The organism is Arthrobacter sp. D5-1 (assembly GCF_017357425.1).
In the GTDB taxonomy this organism is placed as follows: domain Bacteria; phylum Actinomycetota; class Actinomycetes; order Actinomycetales; family Micrococcaceae; genus Arthrobacter.
Window position 1 is genome coordinate 334,524 of sequence record NZ_CP014571.1, and the last position, 21,455, is coordinate 355,978.

The 21,455-nt window shown below is 59.5% G+C and carries 28 protein-coding genes; 20 read left to right on the forward strand and 8 right to left on the reverse strand.

The genetic code is table 11. The features are described 5' to 3' along the window. Nucleotides 1-43: 43 nt before the first annotated feature. The 9 genes from AYX22_RS01600 to AYX22_RS01640 are packed head-to-tail and all read left to right on the forward strand — an operon-like array spanning nucleotide 44 to nucleotide 6,910. Nucleotides 44-778, forward strand: coding sequence for a hypothetical protein (locus tag AYX22_RS01600; protein WP_207595805.1), 735 nt, complete (start codon nucleotides 44-46; stop codon nucleotides 776-778). After that, a complete protein-coding gene (locus tag AYX22_RS01605) occupies nucleotides 778-1,884 on the forward strand; it encodes a hypothetical protein (protein WP_207595806.1) in 1,107 nt (368 codons plus the stop codon). The genes AYX22_RS01600 and AYX22_RS01605 overlap by 1 nt, the downstream gene beginning before the upstream one ends. Further along, nucleotides 1,884-2,837: a hypothetical protein gene (locus tag AYX22_RS01610; RefSeq protein ID WP_207595807.1), complete on the forward strand. Its 954-nt coding sequence runs from the start codon at nucleotides 1,884-1,886 to the stop codon at nucleotides 2,835-2,837. Before AYX22_RS01605 ends, AYX22_RS01610 begins: the two co-directional genes overlap by 1 nt. Beyond that, nucleotides 2,834-3,292 carry a hypothetical protein gene (locus AYX22_RS01615; protein ID WP_207595808.1) on the forward strand — a complete coding sequence of 153 codons (459 nt, stop codon included), beginning with the start codon at nucleotides 2,834-2,836 and terminating at the stop codon, nucleotides 3,290-3,292. Before AYX22_RS01610 ends, AYX22_RS01615 begins: the two co-directional genes overlap by 4 nt. Continuing rightward, complete coding sequence (locus AYX22_RS01620; RefSeq protein WP_207595809.1) at nucleotides 3,285-3,749, forward strand: hypothetical protein; 465 nt, start codon at nucleotides 3,285-3,287, stop codon at nucleotides 3,747-3,749. The genes AYX22_RS01615 and AYX22_RS01620 overlap by 8 nt, the downstream gene beginning before the upstream one ends. Beyond that, a complete protein-coding gene (locus AYX22_RS01625; RefSeq protein ID WP_207595810.1) occupies nucleotides 3,749-4,651 on the forward strand; it encodes a M23 family metallopeptidase in 903 nt (300 codons plus the stop codon). The genes AYX22_RS01620 and AYX22_RS01625 overlap by 1 nt, the downstream gene beginning before the upstream one ends. A gap of 2 nt (nucleotides 4,652-4,653) precedes the next feature. Next, nucleotides 4,654-4,965, forward strand: coding sequence for a hypothetical protein (locus tag AYX22_RS01630; protein WP_207595811.1), 312 nt, complete (start codon nucleotides 4,654-4,656; stop codon nucleotides 4,963-4,965). Nucleotides 4,966-5,025: 60 nt separating this feature from the next. Then, the gene (locus AYX22_RS01635; protein ID WP_207595812.1) at nucleotides 5,026-5,622 is read left to right on the forward strand and encodes a hypothetical protein; all 597 of its coding nucleotides are present in this window, start codon (nucleotides 5,026-5,028) and stop codon (nucleotides 5,620-5,622) included. Nucleotides 5,623-5,626: 4 nt separating this feature from the next. Continuing rightward, nucleotides 5,627-6,910: a GDSL-type esterase/lipase family protein gene (locus AYX22_RS01640; RefSeq protein ID WP_207595813.1), complete on the forward strand. Its 1,284-nt coding sequence runs from the start codon at nucleotides 5,627-5,629 to the stop codon at nucleotides 6,908-6,910. An 875-nt stretch (nucleotides 6,911-7,785) separates the two neighbouring features. Here the strand turns inward: AYX22_RS01640 and AYX22_RS01645 are convergent. Then, nucleotides 7,786-8,550 (reverse strand): hypothetical protein, encoded by a 765-nt coding sequence (locus AYX22_RS01645; RefSeq protein WP_207595814.1) that lies wholly within the window; start codon nucleotides 8,548-8,550, stop codon nucleotides 7,786-7,788. A gap of 242 nt (nucleotides 8,551-8,792) precedes the next feature. Between AYX22_RS01645 and AYX22_RS01650 the strand changes: the two genes are divergently transcribed. Then, complete coding sequence (locus AYX22_RS01650) at nucleotides 8,793-9,776, forward strand: hypothetical protein (protein ID WP_207595815.1); 984 nt, start codon at nucleotides 8,793-8,795, stop codon at nucleotides 9,774-9,776. Between the two features lie 101 nt (nucleotides 9,777-9,877). After that, nucleotides 9,878-10,777, forward strand: coding sequence for a hypothetical protein (locus AYX22_RS01655; protein ID WP_207595816.1), 900 nt, complete (start codon nucleotides 9,878-9,880; stop codon nucleotides 10,775-10,777). Between the two features lie 17 nt (nucleotides 10,778-10,794). Here AYX22_RS01655 and AYX22_RS01660 read toward each other — a convergent pair whose 3' ends face one another. Further along, complete coding sequence (locus AYX22_RS01660; RefSeq protein ID WP_207595817.1) at nucleotides 10,795-11,208, reverse strand: hypothetical protein; 414 nt, start codon at nucleotides 11,206-11,208, stop codon at nucleotides 10,795-10,797. Nucleotides 11,209-11,500: 292 nt separating this feature from the next. Here AYX22_RS01660 and AYX22_RS01665 point away from each other — a divergent pair, with 292 nt between their 5' ends. Next, complete coding sequence (locus AYX22_RS01665; RefSeq protein ID WP_242703478.1) at nucleotides 11,501-11,884, forward strand: type II toxin-antitoxin system antitoxin SocA domain-containing protein; 384 nt, start codon at nucleotides 11,501-11,503, stop codon at nucleotides 11,882-11,884. Between the two features lie 9 nt (nucleotides 11,885-11,893). Then, nucleotides 11,894-12,391 (forward strand): hypothetical protein, encoded by a 498-nt coding sequence (locus tag AYX22_RS01670; protein WP_207595819.1) that lies wholly within the window; start codon nucleotides 11,894-11,896, stop codon nucleotides 12,389-12,391. 84 nt (nucleotides 12,392-12,475) lie between these two features. Here the strand turns inward: AYX22_RS01670 and AYX22_RS01675 are convergent, their stop codons facing one another. Further along, nucleotides 12,476-12,730 (reverse strand): hypothetical protein, encoded by a 255-nt coding sequence (locus AYX22_RS01675; RefSeq protein WP_207595820.1) that lies wholly within the window; start codon nucleotides 12,728-12,730, stop codon nucleotides 12,476-12,478. A gap of 43 nt (nucleotides 12,731-12,773) precedes the next feature. On the opposite strand from AYX22_RS01675, the gene AYX22_RS01680 reads away from it, so the two are divergent. Further along, nucleotides 12,774-13,283: a hypothetical protein gene (locus tag AYX22_RS01680; protein WP_207595821.1), complete on the forward strand. Its 510-nt coding sequence runs from the start codon at nucleotides 12,774-12,776 to the stop codon at nucleotides 13,281-13,283. Between the two features lie 187 nt (nucleotides 13,284-13,470). Beyond that, nucleotides 13,471-13,887 carry a hypothetical protein gene (locus AYX22_RS01685; protein WP_207595822.1) on the forward strand — a complete coding sequence of 139 codons (417 nt, stop codon included), beginning with the start codon at nucleotides 13,471-13,473 and terminating at the stop codon, nucleotides 13,885-13,887. Between the two features lie 5 nt (nucleotides 13,888-13,892). Here AYX22_RS01685 and AYX22_RS01690 read toward each other — a convergent pair whose 3' ends face one another. Both AYX22_RS01690 and AYX22_RS01695 read right to left on the reverse strand, forming a co-directional pair. Further along, complete coding sequence (locus tag AYX22_RS01690) at nucleotides 13,893-14,063, reverse strand: hypothetical protein (RefSeq protein WP_207595823.1); 171 nt, start codon at nucleotides 14,061-14,063, stop codon at nucleotides 13,893-13,895. Between the two features lie 196 nt (nucleotides 14,064-14,259). Further along, on the reverse strand, nucleotides 14,260-14,592 hold the full coding sequence (locus AYX22_RS01695) for a hypothetical protein (protein ID WP_207595824.1): 333 nt from the start codon (nucleotides 14,590-14,592) through the stop codon (nucleotides 14,260-14,262). Between the two features lie 859 nt (nucleotides 14,593-15,451). Between AYX22_RS01695 and AYX22_RS01700 the strand changes: the two genes are divergently transcribed. The 3 genes from AYX22_RS01700 to AYX22_RS01710 all read left to right on the forward strand — a co-directional run bounded on the left by AYX22_RS01700 (nucleotide 15,452) and on the right by AYX22_RS01710 (nucleotide 17,646). Further along, nucleotides 15,452-16,021 carry a hypothetical protein gene (locus AYX22_RS01700; RefSeq protein ID WP_207595825.1) on the forward strand — a complete coding sequence of 190 codons (570 nt, stop codon included), beginning with the start codon at nucleotides 15,452-15,454 and terminating at the stop codon, nucleotides 16,019-16,021. Then, nucleotides 16,011-16,607, forward strand: coding sequence for a hypothetical protein (locus tag AYX22_RS01705; protein ID WP_207595826.1), 597 nt, complete (start codon nucleotides 16,011-16,013; stop codon nucleotides 16,605-16,607). The genes AYX22_RS01700 and AYX22_RS01705 overlap by 11 nt, the downstream gene beginning before the upstream one ends. A gap of 526 nt (nucleotides 16,608-17,133) precedes the next feature. Next, nucleotides 17,134-17,646 carry a hypothetical protein gene (locus AYX22_RS01710; RefSeq protein WP_207595827.1) on the forward strand — a complete coding sequence of 171 codons (513 nt, stop codon included), beginning with the start codon at nucleotides 17,134-17,136 and terminating at the stop codon, nucleotides 17,644-17,646. 67 nt (nucleotides 17,647-17,713) lie between these two features. On the opposite strand, the gene AYX22_RS01715 is transcribed toward AYX22_RS01710, so the two are convergent. Next, nucleotides 17,714-18,334 (reverse strand): class I SAM-dependent methyltransferase, encoded by a 621-nt coding sequence (locus AYX22_RS01715; protein WP_207595828.1) that lies wholly within the window; start codon nucleotides 18,332-18,334, stop codon nucleotides 17,714-17,716. Nucleotides 18,335-18,469: 135 nt separating this feature from the next. Here AYX22_RS01715 and AYX22_RS01720 point away from each other — a divergent pair, with 135 nt between their 5' ends. Beyond that, a complete protein-coding gene (locus AYX22_RS01720; RefSeq protein ID WP_207595829.1) occupies nucleotides 18,470-20,005 on the forward strand; it encodes an alpha-N-arabinofuranosidase in 1,536 nt (511 codons plus the stop codon). 3 nt (nucleotides 20,006-20,008) lie between these two features. Here AYX22_RS01720 and AYX22_RS01725 read toward each other — a convergent pair whose 3' ends face one another. Together AYX22_RS01725 and AYX22_RS01730 are read right to left on the reverse strand one after the other, a co-directional pair. Beyond that, nucleotides 20,009-20,383: a hypothetical protein gene (locus AYX22_RS01725; RefSeq protein ID WP_207595830.1), complete on the reverse strand. Its 375-nt coding sequence runs from the start codon at nucleotides 20,381-20,383 to the stop codon at nucleotides 20,009-20,011. 115 nt (nucleotides 20,384-20,498) lie between these two features. Beyond that, a complete protein-coding gene (locus AYX22_RS01730) occupies nucleotides 20,499-21,056 on the reverse strand; it encodes a GAF and ANTAR domain-containing protein (RefSeq protein ID WP_242703604.1) in 558 nt (185 codons plus the stop codon). On the opposite strand from AYX22_RS01730, the gene AYX22_RS23960 reads away from it, so the two are divergent. Next, the gene (locus AYX22_RS23960) at nucleotides 20,940-21,245 is read left to right on the forward strand and encodes a hypothetical protein (RefSeq protein ID WP_242703657.1); all 306 of its coding nucleotides are present in this window, start codon (nucleotides 20,940-20,942) and stop codon (nucleotides 21,243-21,245) included. The genes AYX22_RS01730 and AYX22_RS23960 overlap by 117 nt on opposite strands. Nucleotides 21,246-21,455: the final 210 nt, after the last annotated feature.

Consider the following 21,455-nt stretch of genomic DNA (forward strand, 5'->3'; position numbering starts at 1 on the left):
GGCGGGGTCACGGCACCGAGGGTCTTCCACGAAGGACCGTGATGTGTTTTGGCCCTTGTATCTGTACTCGGATGAGGGTTCGACAGAGTTTGTGGAGCACAACCGGGCGTTTCTCCGGAGCTTGGATACGGATGAAGAAGGCACTTGGACTACGCAGTTGCCGGATGGTTCGACGCGGACTCTGCGACTGCGTCTGACCGGCGCTGAGGACTCCCTCACGCATGACCCTGTCCGGCGGGGCTGGATCCGGTATGCGTTCAATCTGCTCGCTGACCAGCCTTACTGGCTTGGTGAGCCGGTGCGGAAGTCGTGGTCCCAGGGTGACATGCGGAACTTCTTCGTCACAGAGGAAGACCGAGTTACATATGGCTATGCCGATGACGTGATCTATTACCTGTCTCCGGGCGGGACGCTTGATTCTGCGGTCTTCACTAATGACGGCGATGTGCCGGCTTACCCCATCTGGACCGTCATTGGGGAAACCACTTCGGTGAACTTCGGCGTGGGTGATCGTCGCGTCATTGTCCCGTTCACCATCCCGGCTGGTTACGCGGTCCAACTGGACACGGACCCTGTCAATGGGCAGGTCCTCTGGTATGGGCAGTGGAACGCATCCAAGAAGGCTCTGGTAAATCCCATTGACCGGACGGCGGAGTTGAACCCGGCGTCGGCTTTTGTGGCTATCCCGCGGGGCCAGGACCGGGCGTTGTCGTTCCAGATGACGGGCACGGGCACGATTATCGCTGAGGTTCGCAGCAGGTACAGGAGCGCTTTCTGATGGCTTCGGAAATACCGTACGAGATCCTCGTTTACATCGGGTGGGAGTTCAAGGGCTGGGTTGGCCGGCCGTTGGATGTGAAGCCGGTGATCCGGCATAACGTCCGGTCCACGGCGACGTTCTCCATTGACGCTGACCACCTCCGCGCCGCTGATCTGAAGTCACCCGGGGCGCGGGTGGACATCTACCGTCACGGCGAATTCCAGATGTCGGGCCCGGTCAGGAGCTTGTCAGGTCAGTTCGCTGTGGATGGTGCGTTGACGTTCTCGGTTGAGGATGACTTCCGGATCTTGCACAACTGGACCGCCTGGCCGAAGCCTGGGGCGCCGTTGACTGGGCAGGATGTTGAGTACCGGACGATCACGGGTCCGGCTGAGACTGTCGTGAAGACGGTCATGGCTGAGAACGCGGCACGTCTGGGGTTCCCTCTGACTGTGGCCACGGATCAAGGGCGCGGCGCGGTGGGCACGTACACGTTCCGGATGCACCCCGCTTATGACCGGCTGTTCCCAGCAGTTGATCAGGCCGGTATTGGGGTGACGGTTCGACATTCGGGCAACGGCCTGCTTCTGGACTGTTACACGCCGAGGAACTACCCGCACAGGCTCTCTCCGGAGTCCGGGACGGTCATTGGTGGTACTTACACGCTGGCAGCCCCTACGGCGACGAGAGTCGTTGTGGGCGGGCAGGGTGAAGGCGTGGCACGGGAGTTCCGGCAGTACCCTGACGCGGCGCGGGAGGCTCAGTGGCACGACGTCATTGAGGTGTTCCGTGATGCACGCGATTCCACGAGCACGGATGTGTTCGCTGAACGGGCCGCCGAAACCCTTGCCGAGGGGGCTCCACTGGCTGGGCTGTCCCTCGAACTGTCTGAGACAAAGCACTTCCGATACGGCGGCGACGGCCTGCGCAGGGGAGACATCGTCACAGCCGAACTTGACGGGCTGCTTTACACGGACGTCCTCCGAGAGGTTCGCCTGTCCGCGGATAAGGACGGCGATCTTGCCACACCCGTCATCGGCGAACGCCTTGATGACCCTGACGTCCGACTAGCCAAGAGCATCCGCGCTTTGAAGCGCGACAACACAGACAGGAGTGCCCGCTGATGGCTTTGACAAGCATTTTCTACGATGGGCCGGTTACTGAGTCGGACCGTGCCGCGAACCGTGCAGGCGCAGCCGATTACGGGGTTTACGGGCCCAACGACTTCAAGGTGACGGCGCACCCGTCCATCCCGTATGCGGTGCTGGTGAAGGCTGGCCGAGCACACGGGCACGGCGTCACGGATGAGGCAGAGATTGACCAGGTTGTGAACTGCCCTTCTTTGGCTTCCGGGACGCGGTGGGACCTTATTGTGATCCGCCGGAATTGGCAGCCGGAGCTTGGCGGCCCGTCCGTGCTGGTGCCGTTGACAGCCGGCGCCGAGGCGGTCATTCCCGCGTCCCGCAAGATCGGGCCGGGCGTTGAGGATGACCAGCCCATTGGTTTCGTTCGCTGGCAGGGTGGCACTTCCGCGCCGGTTGAGTTCATCGACATGCGAACGTGGGCCGGCAATGGTGGATTGTTCGCACGGTCAACGAAAGTTCTCGGCTATTTGGCCAAGGTGGGCACTGAGGTTGTCATCAACGGGGTGACGTGGAACTACAGGCTTGGGACGAATGACACCCCGGGATGGACGTCCACCGCACCGCTTATGGCTCCAATCGCCCTGGCTGCAGGCTACACGCCTTTTGGTGGCGGCTATGACCCTAGCGTCCACACGGAAAAGTTGGAGCTCGGACGGGTGTTCTCGGAAGGAACTATCGGCACCACGGCCGCGAGTATCAATGTGGACAAGGCCAGGTTCCGGTACAAGCTTGGCGACGTCTCTGCTGGACACCGGCCGCCGTTCCAGAAGATCCTCCGCCCGCCCGCCTCGCCACAACTTGGTGACGTCACCGTGTATGTCTACCCGGATGGGGTTGTGGAGTGGGAATGCACCCAGACGGCTGTGCTTCCGAAGACTGGCGCGAACGGGTTCTTCATCGGGCTTGACGGCTTTAGCTGGCCGGCGGCATGAGTATCCGTAAAGCGTTGCGGGGCTTGACCCGCACTGATTGGGCGTTCGTCCATTTCAAGGCTGCTCTTGGCTTGCTGTGGATCATCCCGTTGCTAAAGAGCCCTTCTGTTCAGGGTTCAACGCCGCCGTGGTTCATCCTCGCGTGGGGGTTCTTCACAACGCTGGGTTTTGTGGTCTCAGTTGTCGGGCTGGTGATGTCCGCGCAGCACTTCGAGACCCGCCGCAACGGGTTCCGGGTGGAGATGTCCGGCATTGTCCTGATGATGTCCGGGCCCTTCATTTATGGGCTCCTGCAAATCGGCTTGGCAGTAACGACCGGAACGGATAGATCAATCGCCATCGCCTTCGCATACATCATTTGCGCTGCGCTGGTTACGCGAATGGTCATGATCAAGGCCGCGGCGAAGTCACGGACAGTGATCTACCGCTACACAGAGAGCTTGAAGGATGACTGAACTTTACTTCGCGCTCCGGATCTTGGCGGCCGAGCCCGAACCGCAGTATTTCGGGATGACGGCACCAGTGCTGCTGGGGGTCGGCGGACTGCTGATCACTCTCGCGGGGACTCTGGTTGCTGCATTCAGTAAGAAGTGGCGGACTCCGGCGGATGACCGCGAGGACAAGAAGATCGGCATTGAGGCGGACGAGAAGCTGCTGAAGCGGTTCCAGGACGTCATCGCTGAGTCTGACGCGAAGGTTGGCCGGTTGGAGGCCCGGATCGAGCGGGTGGAGGAAGAGCTTGAAGAGCTCCGCTCGGAACGCTCCCGCCTCATTGACTGGATCTACGCGGCCATCAAAGTTGTCCGGGATCTTGGCGGCATTGATCAGCTTCCACCCCCGCCCCGCGGCGTGACCATCGCCGACCACCCCAGCGCCCGACACGGCGCGGGCACCAGCACAGGAGGTTCGTAATGGGATATTTACTCCCGTTTGACCGCAGCATTCGCAGGTCGCAGGACTTCGGCTCCAACCCTGGCTGGGGCCCGAACCCGGCCGGCGGACACAACGGAGACGACTGGGCGACAAGGATCGGCACTCCCGTCCGTGCAGCGGGTGACGGACAGGTGGTTTTTGCCGGGCAGTTCGACACCACATACGAGGACAACTTCGGCTGGAACCTGAACTTCGGCGGTCTCATGGTTGTGCTGAACATGGACGGCGAGAGTGGCCCGTACTTCGAGTATGGGCACCTGTCGAAGATCCTCGTGGCCAACGGTGCCCGGGTGAAGCGCGGCCAGATCATTGCGCTCACGGGCAACACTGACGGCGGCACGAACGTCAGCACCGGCCCGCACTGCCATGTTGGTGCACTGCCCCCCAATTTCAACCTGAACACCAACACCTACGGGCGGGTTAATCCGCGCCTGTACATGACCGACTACTGGGAAGACGAAGCCAGTGGCGCGTCTCTTGGTCCCGCCGGCGACATCACCGAATCTACCGAACCCCAGGAGGACACCTTGTCTCAGGCAGAAGTCAATCAGATCACCGCCCATATCGACGCCCGGTTCGACAACATGGCTCTCCCGGGCGAAGCTAAGGTCCGCAACGCCGGCCCGCTGTACGGGCTGGCCACGAAGGTGGACCGCATCGATTCTGCACTTCTTCCGGGTGTTGCTGGTCAGCGCCAGGCTGGCCCGGTGTATGCAGCGCTGGCCACGATCCAGGGCCAGAACGATGGATTGCGTGAGGCGGTACGGCAGCTTGCTGAGAAGCCCGGACAGCCTATCGACCTCGCGCAGGTTGAGGCAGCCGCGGAGAGTGGCGCTGAGAAGGCCCTTGCCAATCTCCGCATCGTCTCGGAAGGAGCCTGAGCATGGGTGACCATGAGGCTATCCCGGCGACGACTCAGTCCCGGTTTCCGTGGAAGACGACTATCCGGACGGCGTTTCAGGTTGGCATCCCGGCGTTTGTTGGGTTGCTGGTGATCCTGCCACCGATCCTTACCGACGTCGTAGACACGTTCGGCCACCAGTTGCCGGCGGGTTTGACTGCCTGGCTGGTTGCAGCGGCGGCCACAATCACAGCGTCATCCGCGCTGCTGGCCCGGATAGCGGCCATGCCAAAAGCCATCGAGTGGACCCGTAAGTATTTGCCGTTCCTCGCCCCAGATAACGCGAAGCGCTGACCTCACCCGAACAGGGCCGCACCGCATGGTGCGGCCCTTCTGATTTAAGGAGGCCCGTCTGTGGCTGATTACACGTACGATTCCGAGCTGGTAGCGGATCCGTTCTCGTTCCAGCGGGCGGCGAATTCCGCTATCACCATTTACGACGTCGCGGACACGAACAACACGACGCCGTTGACGTTGAAGGACCTCAACGGGCTGGCCCTGCCGAACCCGCTCACCTCGAACGATGACGCTTTCGTGCCAGCGTTCGTGGCACCATCTCCGCAGGTCAAGATGGTGGGCGGCGGGCTGCAGGTAGTGAAGTCCAGCTTCCAGGGCGTACGTGACGCAGCAGTGGCGGCAAGGTTGGCAGCCGAAGAGTCGGAATTGGCGGCCCAGGCAGCAGCAATCTCGGCAGCTTCTACTGTCACGGAAGTGCTAGCTGGCGCTGTCGGAGACGCACAGTCAGCGCAGGAAGCTGCGACGGGTGCGGCCGCCAGCGCACAAGCCGCCCAAGAAGCAGCGGAAGCAGCGGCAGAGGCGGCAGCCGGCGCCACTGGCGGGGCTGCAATCCGCGAAGACCCATCTCATCCCGGTTTCTACTTCGTAGCTAACGGCGGGCAACTCAGCCCGGATCCGTCCCACCCCGGTTTCTACACCGTGACAGGAGCATGACCAAATGACTCAAAGAATCGTCTCTGTCGGGGATGACTTTGCCCTCCCCACTGGCACGAAGGTACTTGACTCGCATCTTCCAACCCGCCTGACTCCAACAGCTCTTGACGCCAAGTTCGCGCAGGCTGCAGTCACGCCTGTTCCGATGGGCAACCGGGTGGTGTTCCTCGGGGATTCGCTCACTGTTCGGGAAGACCGCGAACCTTCCGCGGCCATCCCAAACCCGCGGCGCAGGGCAACGTCTATCGCCAACTATGCGTCCATGCTCTCGAAGCAGCGCATCAACTACGTTTGGAACGCTGGTTACGCTGGCGACACCTCGGCCATGATGCTGGCACGCTTCGACGCCGACGTCACACCCTACAAGCCGTCCGCCGTGTTCGTCCTGGCTGGCGCGAACGACTCCAAGGTACTTACGCCCTTGGCGACCTACAAGGCCAACATGATGGCCATCTTCGCAAAGTGCAAGTCCATTGGTGCGCGCCCGATTCTGGCAACGGTAACACCTGACTCGGAAGTAGCTAAGAAACCGTACATTGCTCGGTACAACGCATGGCTGCGTCGTCATGCCGCCGAAAACGGGTACTTGCTAGTTGACCTATACAAGACAATGGTTGATCCTGCCACAGGAAACATCCAGGCCGCTTATGACTCAGACGGGACACACTTCAGCCTTCCCGGAATTGTCGCTGCCGGGACAGCCGTAGCCAACACGCTCGCCCCTCAGCTCCCGGACGTCGGCCCAGCTCTTCCGTGGGATAACGTTGACCCCGCGAATAAGATCACAAACGGCCTGTTCACGGGGCCCCTCGGCGTCACGAGTGGCTACCCTTCGGGTTGGCTTGGGGTTCCCGGGCCGGCGCCCCGCGCAGGCATCACCACGTCAACGCGGGTTGCTACTGGCGTTCCCGGCGCATGGTTCACGATGACAGCCTCAGCCTTCACGACAAGCCAGACCCTGTATCAGGACGTTTCGGCCATCCCTGGTCACCGGTACGCATTCGTCGGAAGGGTCAACGTCACGGGCATCGATCCGACAACGAACCCGCTGCGCGTCTCGGCACGAATGAACTTCAACGCGTCATCCGTTGACGAATACAGCTTCCGGGCAATGGATAGGCTTCTCTACCCCGTCCCGGACGGGACCTTCTACATTGAGGGGGTCGCGCCATCGGATGCCACTACTGTACGGGCAATGTTCTATCTGGAATCAGTTACCGCAAGTAATGGTGTTGTTGAGTTCGCTCAGGTGTCCATTATGGACCTCACCGACCTTGGCTTGGCCTAACAAATGCCATGCCACGCAAATGACCCCCACCCTTCGCCGGGTGGGGGTCATTCGGCGTTTACGCGGACGCAAAAGCCTGCAGCCGAAATCGGGAAATCTCCTTGTTCAACTTGAACGAATATTTCGCATCCAAACGCGACCCGATCTCTTGACGCCGACGGCGTTCCAGCGGCGAGGAGTCATTACGACTAGTCTCGAAACGGCGATGTCTCCTGGACAACGCCGAGGCCCTGAGAGGACTGAGGAAGTGGACCCAGAGAGCGTAAGACTGTTGATCACGGGCCTTGCTGGCACTGTCGGCGCTGTTAGCGCCGCAGTAGTAGTCGGCCTGCTGAACCGGTCAACGACCCGGGAGGCTCGCAATGCGGTCGAAACGTCGGAATCTGCGGCGTGGAGTCGTGCACAGCTAGCCGAACGAGAAGCATGGCTACGCGTCGAGCGCAAACGCGCCCATCTGGCGTTTCTGGAGGTCTTGGCCGAACTCACAGCTCTGGCTGCAAACAACCCCACGCCTGGTCCCCCGAAGGACTGGACTCGCGAATACAAAGCGCAGAATGCTGACGCCACCTCCAAAGCATCACGTTTGCTTACGGAAGTGCGGCTCGTGTCCCCGCCGGCCACTTATGCGGCCGCTAGAGACCTCTTTTGGGCGAATTCACGGCGGGCTGACTTACTCGCTCAGGAACCTTCGAACGAAACCGGAGCCAGCCCGAATGCCGATACTGAGGACGTGCTTGCCAGGATGTACGAAGCGGAATCCGTTTACTTGTTTCGCGTGAGAACAGATCTTGCGATACATGAGCTCTCATTGGGAACTGACAGCGAATAGACAGAGGTACGTCTTCGCCGGCGTGCACGGAATTTCTATCGGCCGCTCACGTTGGGTAGTGCACCTTGGCCCCGCGCCATTCATAAGAGTTTAGGACCAGTTGGACGATTGTCTGAACAATCCTCAGTGACTGGTGGCTTATCTCGACCTCGCCATACCTGCCGTCGCCCAGTGTGCCACCGTACTTATTGCCGACCAAGGTTCTTCCAAACAGGGCTACGCCTCCGCTGCTGATCGGCGTCTCATCCGCCTGCAGATCTATCAGGGAGTTCCTGCGCTTGCCCCGTGCCCGATCCTCCCGGTGATGGGCAGAGTCCCTTACATGAACCAACTCAGGGAAAGCTCTCTCGAAGCTACCGAGCGCAGACCGAGCCTCTGCCGTCGCTGTTCGGCTCCTATTGATAAGCTTCAGCCCTTTTTGAATGGTATCGAGCGCGTAAATAAATGACTGAGCGTGCAGGAAGGGCTGAATGCGTGTGTAGGTATGAGGCACTGCACCCTCAACCCACCTTTGACGCTTCGCGGTGACGTTTGCAGTGTAAAGAAGGTCCCGAATCACTGCGTGAATATCTTCTGCCTTTGAGGCAAGTTCCTGGTAGATGCTGCATTCCGCGGCCCGGCGTGCTTCCAACTCAGCCTCGCTTTCGTGGAGCGGAAGTTGCTGTGATGCATCGAAAAGCCACAGGGACACGGCAGCGTCATTGAGGCAATCGATAAGGAGGTCGAGCAAGGATGATACGTCGCCGAGTTCCGAGTGATCTTCAATCCCTGTGAGCCAAGTTCCAGGCGTCTCAAGCTCAAAAACCTCCAAGGAGCTCTCCTTCCAAGTTTAGGTTCGCCAGTCGTGGTCCTCCACGATACCCATTCGGGGCATTGTTATGGACGAATGGCATTCGCGGTTCCCTATGGGAGTAGTCCACCGCCATCTGGGATAGCCGCCATCGGCTCGCGTTGATCCGGGTGTAGTAGCAGCCGAAACCAGCCGGCCCTGAGGTCTTTCGTTTTGGCGCAGAGCCGTATCTAATGGGGAGACTCGCGGCGAAACGGAGGGCAATGTTGAAAACCATTGTTAAGGGCATCCTTGCTGCTGTCATTGCTGGCGTCTTGACGTTTATAGGGTTGAACCTTTGGAATGCGACAACGTCTGCACCAACTGCGGGGAGCATCGCCCCTGGAGTCATTGCCGCCTACTCATATTCCCCAGCAAAGACGGCATACTACTGGGTCGAACTCAAGCCTGGCCGCCCCGGCCGAGACCAGGAATCGGACGAAGTACGCTTCTCCTACAGGCTGTCTGGAACATCATCCGACCCGTCGCAAGTTGTTTTCTTACTGTCAGGCCATTACGCGGAAGCGCTTACGGCCTGCGAATCACAACTGGCCGAGATCAAGCGGGGCGTTCGGTTCGATGATCTCCAATCCGGCGGCCGGATCACTGTGACATCTTTAGTTCAGCGCAGTGCAGGTAACCCCGATCAGAGTTCTCCGGGAAGTATGTCTTCCATCGAAGCTGGTAAGCGGGCGGCGGAAGGTGCTGGATACACAGTGATCACAATTCCGGTCACCCCGCGATTAGGAGGTACTAGGACGGACTCGTCGCTTGTCGCAGCTGAAGGCTCTCTGTCCTGCGGCTTGAACATGGCGGATTTGTGGGGACAAACGTCCAACGGCCATAGGATATCCGCACCAGCAACGGCGGCCGGAGCTCTTTATGTGTCGGAGGGTCAAATCATGATGCGACCGTCTATTGGATTGAAAACGGACGACCGGTTCTTCTTGCTCAGAGGATCAGCCGAGCCTGACCAATCTGGTTCATCGACTTCTGTCGTGCAGACGTTGAATTCGTACGACGTTTCTGGCGGCTTCAGGGTTGCTACGGCCGCCACGGTATCTGCAACATTCTCCAGCGCCGAGATACAGGAGCGGGAGCGCAACTACATCCTGCTTATCGGGGTGATTCTCGGTGCTGTGACCAGCATTGGGGTGAATCTGCTTTCAGGACTCTTTGACGTGCTTGCCAAGCGCAGGAGCACATGACAGTGGCACCAAAAATGGATAACGCTACCAGCGGTCTTAGGCTTGCGTTGCGGTCCCTGCACTAACCCTGCGAATAGCCGAATACTGGTAGATTCCAGACAATGGTCAAGCAACCTACCGAATTGACGCTCAACTCCCACTGGGCCTACAGGGCAAAAAAGGATGCCGAGTTACAGGAGGTCCGAGTGTTGAAGCTTGGCGTGAAGCATCCGAAACGTGCCTACATCGCCTTCGTGGACATCGAAGAAGAAGGCGACGAGGCATGGGTTCCTATCGGCAGACTCAAATGCCGCTGGGAGGACCTTGCCCGGTTCCAGGAGACGGAGGCGAAATGGGAGGCTGTAGCCTGCGCTTCAGCCCACGCATCTGACGTGGATGCAGAAGTCGCTGAACTGATATTCGGGTGCTTCGACAAGACGAACTCGGTCAACTACTGGGCTGGGAATTATGCCGGAGTCACAGCGGTGAGTGACCCCGAGGCTTTCCAGAAAATCCACTCCATTCGGTGGGAAGAGTTCCTAGATAGTTTGTGCTTCGAGGACGACGGCGAGTTGGTCCTGTCGTTGGAGGCGTCCATGGAACTGGCTCGAAGGCTGGCTATGAATGATCCGTCGAAAGTTCAGTTGGAGCTCGCGAAGGTGCTGGATGAGGCCCGGGAAGAGCACCTTGAACTGGCCTCCCTACTCAGGTTGGGAGACAAGAGGTGGACGACAAGCGGTTCATCCACGCGCCCACGCATAGAAGATCTCACCGAAGCGGCGGCCCTCATCGAAGACTGGATAGGTGCGGACGCAGTTCAAGAATGGAATGAGATACAAGCCTTGCGGTCAGAAATCATCCGACTCAGCTCCATCATCTCAAAGGCCTCAGGAGTGCTGCACGCCCACGGGCATACCCGCGATGCGGCCAGTATTCGCCGACTCCACGGACTGACGAACTACCCTGTTCCGCGTCTCAAGTCCTACCAAGAGATGGCGCAAGACATGAAAGGCATAATGTAGGGGTTGGGACGGCTTGGCTAGAGTTGTTGGTGGAAAACACTAACGAACTTCTTCCGGGCGGCCCGGTACTCGCTGATGGGCTTGTCCCCGAAAGCCCAGCCTTCGAGTAGGTCCACTAGGTCTGTAGCAGCCTTGTGTAGCTTCACGGGGCAATGGAGCTCAAGTTCCGTTAGTTGCAAACGGGCTTGGGCGCTCGTCTCTTCGTGGCCCGCATTGCCAGGCAGCACGCCCCGTTGCTCGTAGAAGTCCAAAGCCGCACGCTCCTCAGCTTCGATGGCTGCCAGGAAAATCTCGCAACGTTCCCGGTTTGTGGCGCGCTTGGCCTCCGCCGCATTCTGTCGGACTTTTACGCGCTCAACCACGACATTCGTTCCACCAGTGGCGAGTATCCCGGCCACGACTCCACCCATTGCCCATAGCTGTTCGGTCATAGGCAGTAGCTTCTCACGCCGCCGCTGCCCATGGTCCGTCACCCCATAGGGCTTTTGGCGCCGCCGTCGCTATTTGATGGAGAGGAGCGCCCTCAACGCCTCAGCATGTAGACTTGGACGCAGTAGAAACTGTGGAAAACATGTGGATAACAGGCAAATTCCTGTGGATTCAGCTGTGAACTTCCACTCTTGGAATATCTGGGGTAGCCCTTGAGCACCCATGGGGAAGCGGGTGAATTTGATGGCAAGCGTGCACGATGTTGCGGCATACATTCTGGAAAAACAAGGCCGTATGACTGCCATGAAGCTGCAGAAGCTTGCCTACTACTCGCAGGCTTGGAATCTAGTGTGGGATGAGCGGCCGCTATACGAAGAGGGCATACAGGCTTGGGCCAACGGCCCAGTCATTTACGCACTCTATGACAAGCACCGCGGCTCCTTTCAGGTCTCCGACTGGCAGTGGGGCAACTCCAATAATCTTGACGGGTCCGAAAAGGAAACCATCGACGCCGTCCTAGACGCTTACGGGGCCTACACCGCTCATGAGCTCAGTGAAATGACCCACCGAGAAGATCCTTGGCGGGATGCACGCAGGAATCTGCCAGAGGGTGCCCGGAGCGCCGCTCACATCACTCAGGCGTCTCTGCACGAGTACTACCATGGGCTCTCCAACTAGAGCGTAAGCATGCCTAAATCACCTCGCAAAAAGGTTGCCATCCCCGAGGGAGGATGGCAGGCCGCGGCTGGCAAGCATGCCACACCCCAAGCGATAGACGACGTTGGTAGCAAACGGGCGGTCGTTCTCGACGTTGACCAGAACGCAGTGTTGGAACGCAAGCTAGTCTGGCGCTTCAACCAGATCGATCGCGAGGGACAGTGGTCGCCCACAAATATAGCCTCTTCCGAACTCGGGAACCTGTTCGACAAGATGGCGAGTTTTGAAACGATGACGATTGGTGAGATCTTTGCGCCCGGCAGCGAACATGGAAAGTCGTATGAGGTTTCCAAAATGCCGGCTCCTTCACAGCGTCGCCTGCAGGACATTGAAAGAGACGACGAAACGGAAATCGTTCGCCTCCGGTGCGGCGGGGCTCCCCGGCTGTATGGGTTCCTCCGGGAGCACATCTTTCACATCCTCTGGTGGGACCCTCGCCACGAAGTATGGCCGTCGTCCAAGAACTAGGGTCTCGCGGCCGGTTGCCAAGGCCCATGCCCCTTTTGCGCCGCCTCTTGGGTCCAGGCCTTCGGGCCGCTGCCCCGAGTTAGATCAATGATCACGACGCGTGGGTTCGCTGAGCATCCGTAGCGCCTCATTGATCCGGTCCTTGTCATAGGCAGCCGGCTTTTTGCCTGCGATGATCTGGGCTATCTCATCTTGCTGGGATGGTGAGAAGCGGTAGAGCCGGCCGATACGATCACAGGGCCACGCGCCATCCATCACCTTGCGCCGCACCGTGTGATCACTGAGCTTGTACCTTGCGGCCATCTCTTGCGTGGTCGCGTATGAGCGTTCTTCAGCCATGGGTCGTATCCTACTCAGCCAGCGAGTATCTAGGATCAATGGCATGACGATTCCAAAACTTGCCCTAACGTTCGAGCAAGCGGCCGAGGCTTGCGGATACAGTGTCCGCACGCTGCAGTACCAGGTAGCCGTCGGCAACCTTATGGCCCGCTACGCGAATTCTAAGGGAGTTATCCGCGTGGAAGACCTGGCCCAGTGGTTGGATCATCTGCCTACAGAGCACAAGGCCAGCCAAGGCCCGGTAAGCACGCTGGAAGCTGATGAAAAGGGGGTCGCTGTTGCCGATACCCTTGGCAATGACCTCAACACTACTGAACTTGTCACAAAGCCGTGCTTCCGGAAGCCCGAGGATGTCGCCCCGGAGCTTGGCATGACGGGGACGGAGCTACGCCGCTACTGCCGAGAGTCTGGGATTCACACCCGACTCAGTCAGAACCGCATCATGCTCTCTCGGCAGGACGTCGAGAAGCTCCTCGCTTGGGTCGTTGAACGGCAGTACAAAGCCGATAAGTGGTGGAGTGAACCAGAGACCGAGCGAGACCCGTTTGCATAATCACGCCTGGACGGGTCGAGGTCTTGGCAAGAAGGACAATCCAAAGCGTGTCTCACAGGACGCCCCTCCATGGCGGCGCATATACGATCGAGGCATGGACCAATGCCTGACCCTCAGCAGCAGCGACCTTGTAAGCCTTTGCGTTCAGTTGTCAGGACGCATTGATGGACTCAAGACACTACCCGTCGTGACGTCCATAATCGCGGTTGTGGCGGCCGCCGTAACGGCATTCTTGAGCACTAGGGGGTCCATGCTCGCGAGTCGGAAGGAACGCCATAACAAAAGTCAGCGTGAGGCGCTGTACGGCGCCCAGGATGCGGCACAGGCGCTTAGGACGAGCTGGACCAATCTCAAGTCATGGAGGGACGAGGGCGAAGACGGCAAAAGTCCCATGCCGCAACACGTAGAGCAAGATCTACTGGCCGCCTTCGAGAAAGTTGTGAGCCGTATCGGAGACGAAGACCTCAAAGACAAGCTGAACAGCTGGCGTGACTGGTCCCGGCTGTACTTCCATGGATCCGAGGAGCACGACATCCATGAAGAGCGCGCTCGATGGAAGGTAGCGATTGATGAATGCGGTAAGAAGGCCGTGAAGATCGACTAGCCGCGCTATGCGCTGGCGAGGTTGTGGACCGTGACGTGCAGACCGCGCTTCAAGCCCTCGCGCTCGACGTCAGAGATCCAATCCTTGCCGCCACCGATCACTTCTACATCCTTCAGGCCGGCCTCGGCTACAAGCTTCACCAACTGAGATACGAAGCTCTCCGTGTTGACGTCCAAGTGTCGGCTATCGATAAGTACAGGCTCGTTAGGAGCCAGATCGGCGGAGTGGACTAGCTTATCGGCAAGCGCCCGAGATCCAGCGACGCTAGGAACATTGATAATTTTCAATTGAGATTCCCCCTTTCGCCTGTGCTGTAAGTGTATACGTTTACGTAGGTTTGGGGATCTTTTGGATGGTTGCCGCGGCAAATCGTTACGTGATGGGAAGAACCACGTCCAAGATTGTTCCGGCATACGATCCCGAGTTTCCGGTCCATGCGTGAAGCCGGGTGGGGCTCATGTGGACCAAGGACTGCCCGGAAATCAGCATGCCTCTTCCGCCGTGCTGCTTGATCGAATTGTGGATGGAAGTGAGGCCCCTTCCCCGGTCCTCATCCGCAAATTCCGAGGTTCCCATGACGGCCATCAGCAAGGACTGCTTTTCGCTTGTGGCGCCCGATGCTTGGAGGGTCGTGTAAATGCCCACGCCAGCATCAGCCACCGCCAAGCGGAGCTGGCTGCCATTGTTGAGCACCTGAGCGGCCATGAACCCTCGGGTAACTCTGGCATGCTCTGGCACGTTGCACCCAGCTTCCAAAAGGGCCTGTGAAACCGATCGTTGCAGGTCGGCGGCTACCGTTTGATAATTGACGATCGACACGAGGCCCGCGACCTCTTCCTCCGATGAGAACGCGCCTACTTCAACAAGCGCTCGTTCCGACAGGGAGATGTTTGCATTCACTCGGGGGAGGCCATGAGAGACGCCTGCAGCGTCGAGGACCTTACCCATCCCCATCCGGGATAAGTAGTAGCGCACGTCCCGATTGTCTGGAGGAATGAATCTTATGGGCGTTCCAGCGGACGCATTGGCATCAACGAATGCGGCCAGGGATGCCATCATCCCGGGGCCTACCCAGCCACTCCTCGAGAGATCCACTAAGCATTCCGCACTGGACTGACCCGGGCACAGCGCCGAAAACACCTGAGATCCTTCCGTGGCGTTGCAATGCTCCTGCGCTACCCAATCAAACACCGGACCCCAATCTGCGCCACTGTCTCGGCTATCTCAATCGAGGTCCGTCAAGGCTGCCTAACCATTCTACTAACGGCCGCCCCTCTGGCCGCCCTCCGTGACTTCCGTCAAGAGTGACCCAACGTTTACCCAACGAAAACGACGAAATCCAACCAAACATGACGAGTGCCATGGTTGGGCTGCGAGCCTGGAATGGCGCGGCCGGACGGGGGTGGAACTCATCAACCGAAAACGATGAGATAGGCCGCCGCCTAATCCGTGGGTCGTGGGTTCGATCCCCACAGGGCCCACCCTCCAAGACAGGCCGGAGACCTTAAGTCTCCGGCCTGTTTTTTATTTCCCGGTCACGTCCCACACTCTGGTTCCTTAAGTTATGCTATTCGATGGATTAATTATTCAAGTGAGGGGGCTCGGCGTGCGGATCTTTGATACGGCGGTGGAGATTGCGTTCGACGATGGCGCCGCCGACGCTTTGATCAGCGCTGCTGATTCCGCGGATCAGACCCTGCGCTCCGAAGGTAGCTTCCTGGGTGTCGCCACGGGTTATGCGATGGAAGACTTTAAGGGCGGCTATGCGACCTTGTTCAACCACGCTTTGGCTGTCCGGGCCGATGACCGGGGCCGGCTTGCCGGTGTCCTCGCGGTGTTGGCGGAGGACGTCAGGCAAGCAAAGCTCAAGGCACGGGAAGAGAAGTCCCGGCTGAAGGAACTTGCTGCCTGGCAGCAACGCGCCGACTTCCGTGAACAACACTTTCAGACTTTCCAGAGCGTGGCGAGCGATCCGATGCCAGCGGAATGGCCGGTCGCTGCTCCGACGATTTCAGCGGTGTTCTCGGCGAGGGCCCGGGTCCGGTTAGCCGGTGGATCGGGGGGGGGCGCTACCAGCTCGGCTGATCCTGGAAAGCTGCGCGAATTTGTGAAGAGTGAACCACATGCCCCATGAACCCGAGGCCCGGCTCAAGGCCCGCCGCATACTCGCCGGATTGTTCTGCGCGACTCTTGCACTGACCGCCTGCACGCCCCCTGCCACGGAGAACCCCATGACCGGCTCAAGCAATCCCAGCGACCCCGCAACCGTCAAAGCCCAGGTAGAAGAACTAAAACAAGCCCTCAAGGATCTCCACGCCTTCAAAACCGAAACCCAAAAAGTCATCGGAACCCAGAAATGGGCGGATACAGACAACCCTGTCAACAGCGCCTGCAGCACATCCGACCGGCAAGACGGAGTGAACTACAGTATCCTGAGCCAAACTTCCGACCCCGTCGATCTGGAAGCGTCAGTAAGCGTCGTCAGAACGTTCTGGGAATCCAAGGGCTTCACGACCCGAACCGAAACCAACCCCCGGGACCCAGGTCTCATCCGCCTCTACGCTGACGAGAACGGCGGACACCTTCTGTCCTACTACGCAAACATCAAAGGCTCCAGTCTGGAGATGGACACCGTCTGCATCGCCGGAGACCAAGCCGCAATCTACAAGGAATTGGACAGGCAGGAAGCGAGCCCCAGCCCCTCGCCGACCACAAAGTAGAGCCGTTACAGCACGCTCCTTCTGCCGGCATTACGACCATAGGCACTTGAAGCTAGCCGATGACCTCCCTTCCGAGGCAATGGACTCTATCTCGCGAACGTTTCCTGCTGATAAGTTCCACCAATGGTCAAGCAAGCCTCAGAACTAACGATCAACTCCCACTGGGCATACCGAGCCCGTAAGAACGACAGCCTTCAAGAAGTGCGCGTAGTCAAACTGGGAATCAAGCATCCCCATCGCGCCTACATCGCCTTCGTAGCGATCGAGGAAGAAGGCGAAGAGACCTGGGCTCCCATCGGCCGGCTCAAATGCCCATGGGGGACCTTGCCCGATTTCAGGAGACAGAAGCGAAATGGGAAGCGATAGCCAGCGCCTCAGCCCGCGCATCTGACGTAGACGCCGAAGTCGTTGAACTTACATTCGGGTGTTTCGACAAGACAAACTCGCTCAACTACTGGGCTGGGAATTATGCGGGAGTAACAGCGGTGAGCGACCCCGAGGCCTTCCGTAAACTCCACTCCATTCGGTGGTAAGACCCACCACGGAGATCCCCACGACCGGCTCAAGCGACCCCAGCGACCCCGCAACCGTCAAAGCCCAGGTCGAACAACTCAAACAAGCCCTCGCGGACCTCCACGCCTTCAAAGTCGAAACCCAACAAGCCATCGGACCCCAGAAATGGGTCGATAAAGGCACCCGAAACAGCGCCTGCAATGCAGGTGATGGAAGGGAGGGCGTGAACTACAGCGTCATGAGCCAAACCATGGAAACCCTCGACTTGGAAGCTTCAACGGACGTGGTCAAAACGTTCTGGGAATCGAAGGGTTATAACACCCGCGTCGAAACCAACCCGTTGGACCCTGGCCTCGTCCGCCTCTACGCCAATCAGAACGGCGGAAACCTCATATCCTTCACCGCGAAGGTCAAAGGCTCCGGCCTGGAAATGGATACTGTCTGCGTCGCCGGAGACCAGACCGCAATCTACAAGGAGCTGGACAGGCAGGAAGCAAGCGACAGCCCCTCACCAATCACGAAGTAGAGCTGAAGAGCCTCGGCCCCTTGTTGACTCTGGGCTGGTGCACAGTTATCAATGCGCGTAGGTGCATTCAGCCAACGCGACCGGGAGTGAGCAGCCGTTGCGCGACGATGGCCCCGTGGGGACGCACTCCGGGGTCGGCGCGGGAGTGTGTGCCAATCACGCTGAAACCGGCTTCCTGCAACCGTCCCGACATCTCCTCCAGAGACCAGAAATAGGCGGGAGTCACTGCATGCGGGAATGACTCGCCCGCCGGGCCAGCGAAGAAGCCGAGCAGGAGGCTCCCGCCAGGTTTGAGGCACCGGGCAAACTCGTTCAGAACCCGGGTGATCCCAGCCGGGGGAGTGTGAATCAGTGAGTACCAGGCGAATATGCCCGCCAATGAGTGATCCGGGCTGGGCAGCCGTTCAAGTGACCCGACAGAGAACTGAGCATCCGGGCTGAATTGCTTGGCTGTCTCAATAAACTCCGGTACCAAGTCCACGCCTTGGACGTCCACCCCGTCGGAGTGCAGAAAGGCTGTCCATTGCCCAGGCCCGCAGCCGGCATCGAGGACTTTCCCGGACAATCCCTGGGCCCATGACAACACGAGCTCCCTGTCGGCCGGATGGGTACTGCTGATGGCTCCGAACAACGAGGTGTACTCGGCTGCACGGGCCGAATAGGCGGCTCTCACAACTCCCGACGTCATGGAACTCAGCCTAAGAGCCGGAACGCCCGGCAAGAAATCTCTTGACTCCCACACCAAGGCCACGTCAGCATAGTTTCTATAACGTTGTAAATCGGCAAGCAGAACCAGCAAAACCAGCAGACAAGGACCCACCCTTTGGGAAACCCAGAAAACCCCACGGCCAAAATCACCATCGACCCCGCGTTCGTCGTAGGCCCCGTCAGGAGGAAGACATTCGGCGCCTTCGTTGAGCACCTCGGCCGCTGCGTCTACACGGGCATTTTCGAGCCTGAGCACCCGAAAGCCGACGACGACGGTTTCCGCACCGATGTCCTCGACCTCACCAAGGAACTCGGCGTCTCCACGGTCAGGTACCCGGGCGGAAACTTCGTCTCGGGGTACCGCTGGGAAGACGGAGTGGGGCCCAAAGAAGACCGCCCAACAAGGCTGGACCTCGCCTGGCACTCCAGCGATCCCAACCTGGTGGGCGTGGACGAGTTCGCAAAGTGGTCGGAGAAGGCCGGCGTGGAACCCATGATGGCGGTCAACCTGGGTACCAGGGGCCCGCAGGAAGCCCTGGACCTGCTGGAGTACTCCAACATCAAGGGTGGAACGGCCTTGTCCGAACAGCGCAAGGCGAATGGCGCCGTCGAGCCTCACAACATCACGATGTGGTGCCTCGGGAACGAGATGGACGGCTTCTGGCAGATCGGCCACAAGAAGGCGGACGAGTACGCGCGGGTTGCCGCCGAGACGGCGCGGGCGATGCGCATGGTCAACCCGGACCTGGAACTGGTGGCTTGTGGAAGTTCGGGACCAACCATGCCCACGTTCGGCGAATGGGAGCGCGTGGTCCTCAATGAGACGTACGAGTTGGTGGACCTGATCTCGGCGCACCAGTACTTTGAGGACTTCGGCGATCTGCAGGAGCACCTGTCAGCCGGACACCGGATGGAGGCGTTCATCAAGGACCTGGTCTCGCACATCGACCATGTGAAGTCGGCCAACAAGTCCGGGAAGCAGGTCAATATTTCGTTCGATGAGTGGAACGTCTGGCACATGTCCCGCGACGAGTCCAAGGTGCCCACCGGAGACGACTGGCCCGTGGCGCCAGTGCTCCTCGAGGACCGGTACACGGTTGCCGACGCCGTGGTGGTGGGAGACCTTCTCATCACGCTGCTGCGCAACACGGACCGCGTCCACTCCGCGAGCCTGGCTCAGCTGGTCAACGTGATCGCACCCATCATGACTGAGCCGGGCGGCCGGGCCTGGAGGCAGACCACGTTCCACCCGTTTGCGCTCACTTCGCAGAATGCCTCGGGCACGGTGTTGAACCTCGCCGTCGAATCCCCGCTGCTGGAGACCGAAGAGACGTCGGGCTTCACCGCCCTGTCAGCCGTGGCGACCTTTGATGCAGAAGCCAAGGAGGCCGTGGTGTTCGCAGTAAACCGCTCGGCGACGGACGCGCTGACGCTGGATGCCGCCGTCGGAAGCCTCAACGCAAGCAAAGTCATTGAGGCCGTCACCTACTCGAATAAGGACCCGTACTGGCAGGCCACTGCCGACGATTCGACGTCGGTCCTGCCGTCCGAGAACGTCAGTGTGAAGCTCGACGGCGGTCGCCTCACCGCCGCGCTTCCGGCCGTGAGCTGGACCATGATCCGGCTGTCGCTGGAGGACCAGGTCAACTGAAAGCTAGGCGATCTGCTGCGTGCCGTCGTGGAACATGGGGTACGCGGAGATCGGCGTGACCGTAGCTGACGGAGTTGGGTCCGGCGCCTGCGATGCGGGTGCCGGAGCCGGCTCGTCAACGGTGACGATTTCCATGGACTCCATGTCCAGGAGCCGGCGGCTTCCGGTATCGTCCGTTAGCCAGAAAAGGTCGGTGCCCGCAACGGTTTTGACCACGGTGCCCCGGTGATAGAGTCGGCCGTTATGCCAGGCCTCGATGTAGTCGCCAGGGCTCAGCGGATGCGGTTCTTCCTTGCTGCCCGGCATGCTGCCAAACGCCTGCGCGAGGCTGGCCTGCGTCTTAAGGGCTTGGAAAAGATCCCTGTTTGCAATGCTCATGTCTGCTCCCCTCACTCTTCGCCGTCCATGTGACCCCAGCATTCCGCATGTTTGTTGCGGGCGCGTTGCAAGGGGATGAGCGATGTGTGACGGCTCAATGGGAGAAACTAAAAGGTCATTCTTCGAAGTTCGCTGTGATCCTTTGGTCCCCGCCAACTTTGGCGATGATGCCGGCTGCCACGGTCCTGAGCTTGACGTTCCGATGGCTCGAGGCCTTGGCGAGGATTTGGAAAGCTGCGTCGCGGCAACACCTGTTCTGGGCCATGATGATACCGACGGCGGTATCGATGGTCGCGCGGGACTCCAACGCGGCCGTAAGGTTGTCGCGTGCGTCCCGCAGTTGTGCCATTTTCACTGCGAGGTGAAGCGCCTTGGCCCCAGTAGCCGTAACCCGCTCAGCGGCCATGATGTCTTCTTCCGAGAAGCCGTGCTGGCGTGTGGAGTAGAGGTTCACCACGGCCTCCGCAGTCCTGTTCAGTTCCATGGGCAGGGCCAAAATCGAGCCGACGTTGGTTGCGGCGGCCGCTGTCATGTAATCCGGCCAACGCTGCTCACTATGAACGTCCGGGACATGGGCAATGGTCCGGGTCCGGAGGGCCGTGAGGCACGGTCCATCGTCAAAACTATTCTGAATTTGGTCAAGTCTCCGGGCGAGGGTATCGCTTTCCGCCACGGCCACCGGCTTTTTCTGCCGAATGACCGTTACGCCGCAAGCTATGGTATTCCCGTTTTTGGTCAGCTTGGTTGCGGTCATGCAAGCGAAGTCTTCAAGAAACGCGCGCATATCCGCGTTATCCACCAAAAGATCCTGAAGTCGCACCAGAAAATCTGTCAGGTCCCCATCGGCCTGTTTTTGTGCTGATGGGGCTGTATTGTGCTGGGCCATGGGGCCTCGCTTCATGCAATGCCGGAGTCAAAGCAACTCCAACTGGGCGGCAGAGCGCTCGTAATCGCGCAAAGCCCGAATATCAACCCCGGTCCCGTCAGCACCCGAAATCTCTTACTTGTGAGACTACGCCGTTGCCCATCAACATGACAGGGCAAAGGACCGTGATGGGATGGACTCACATGG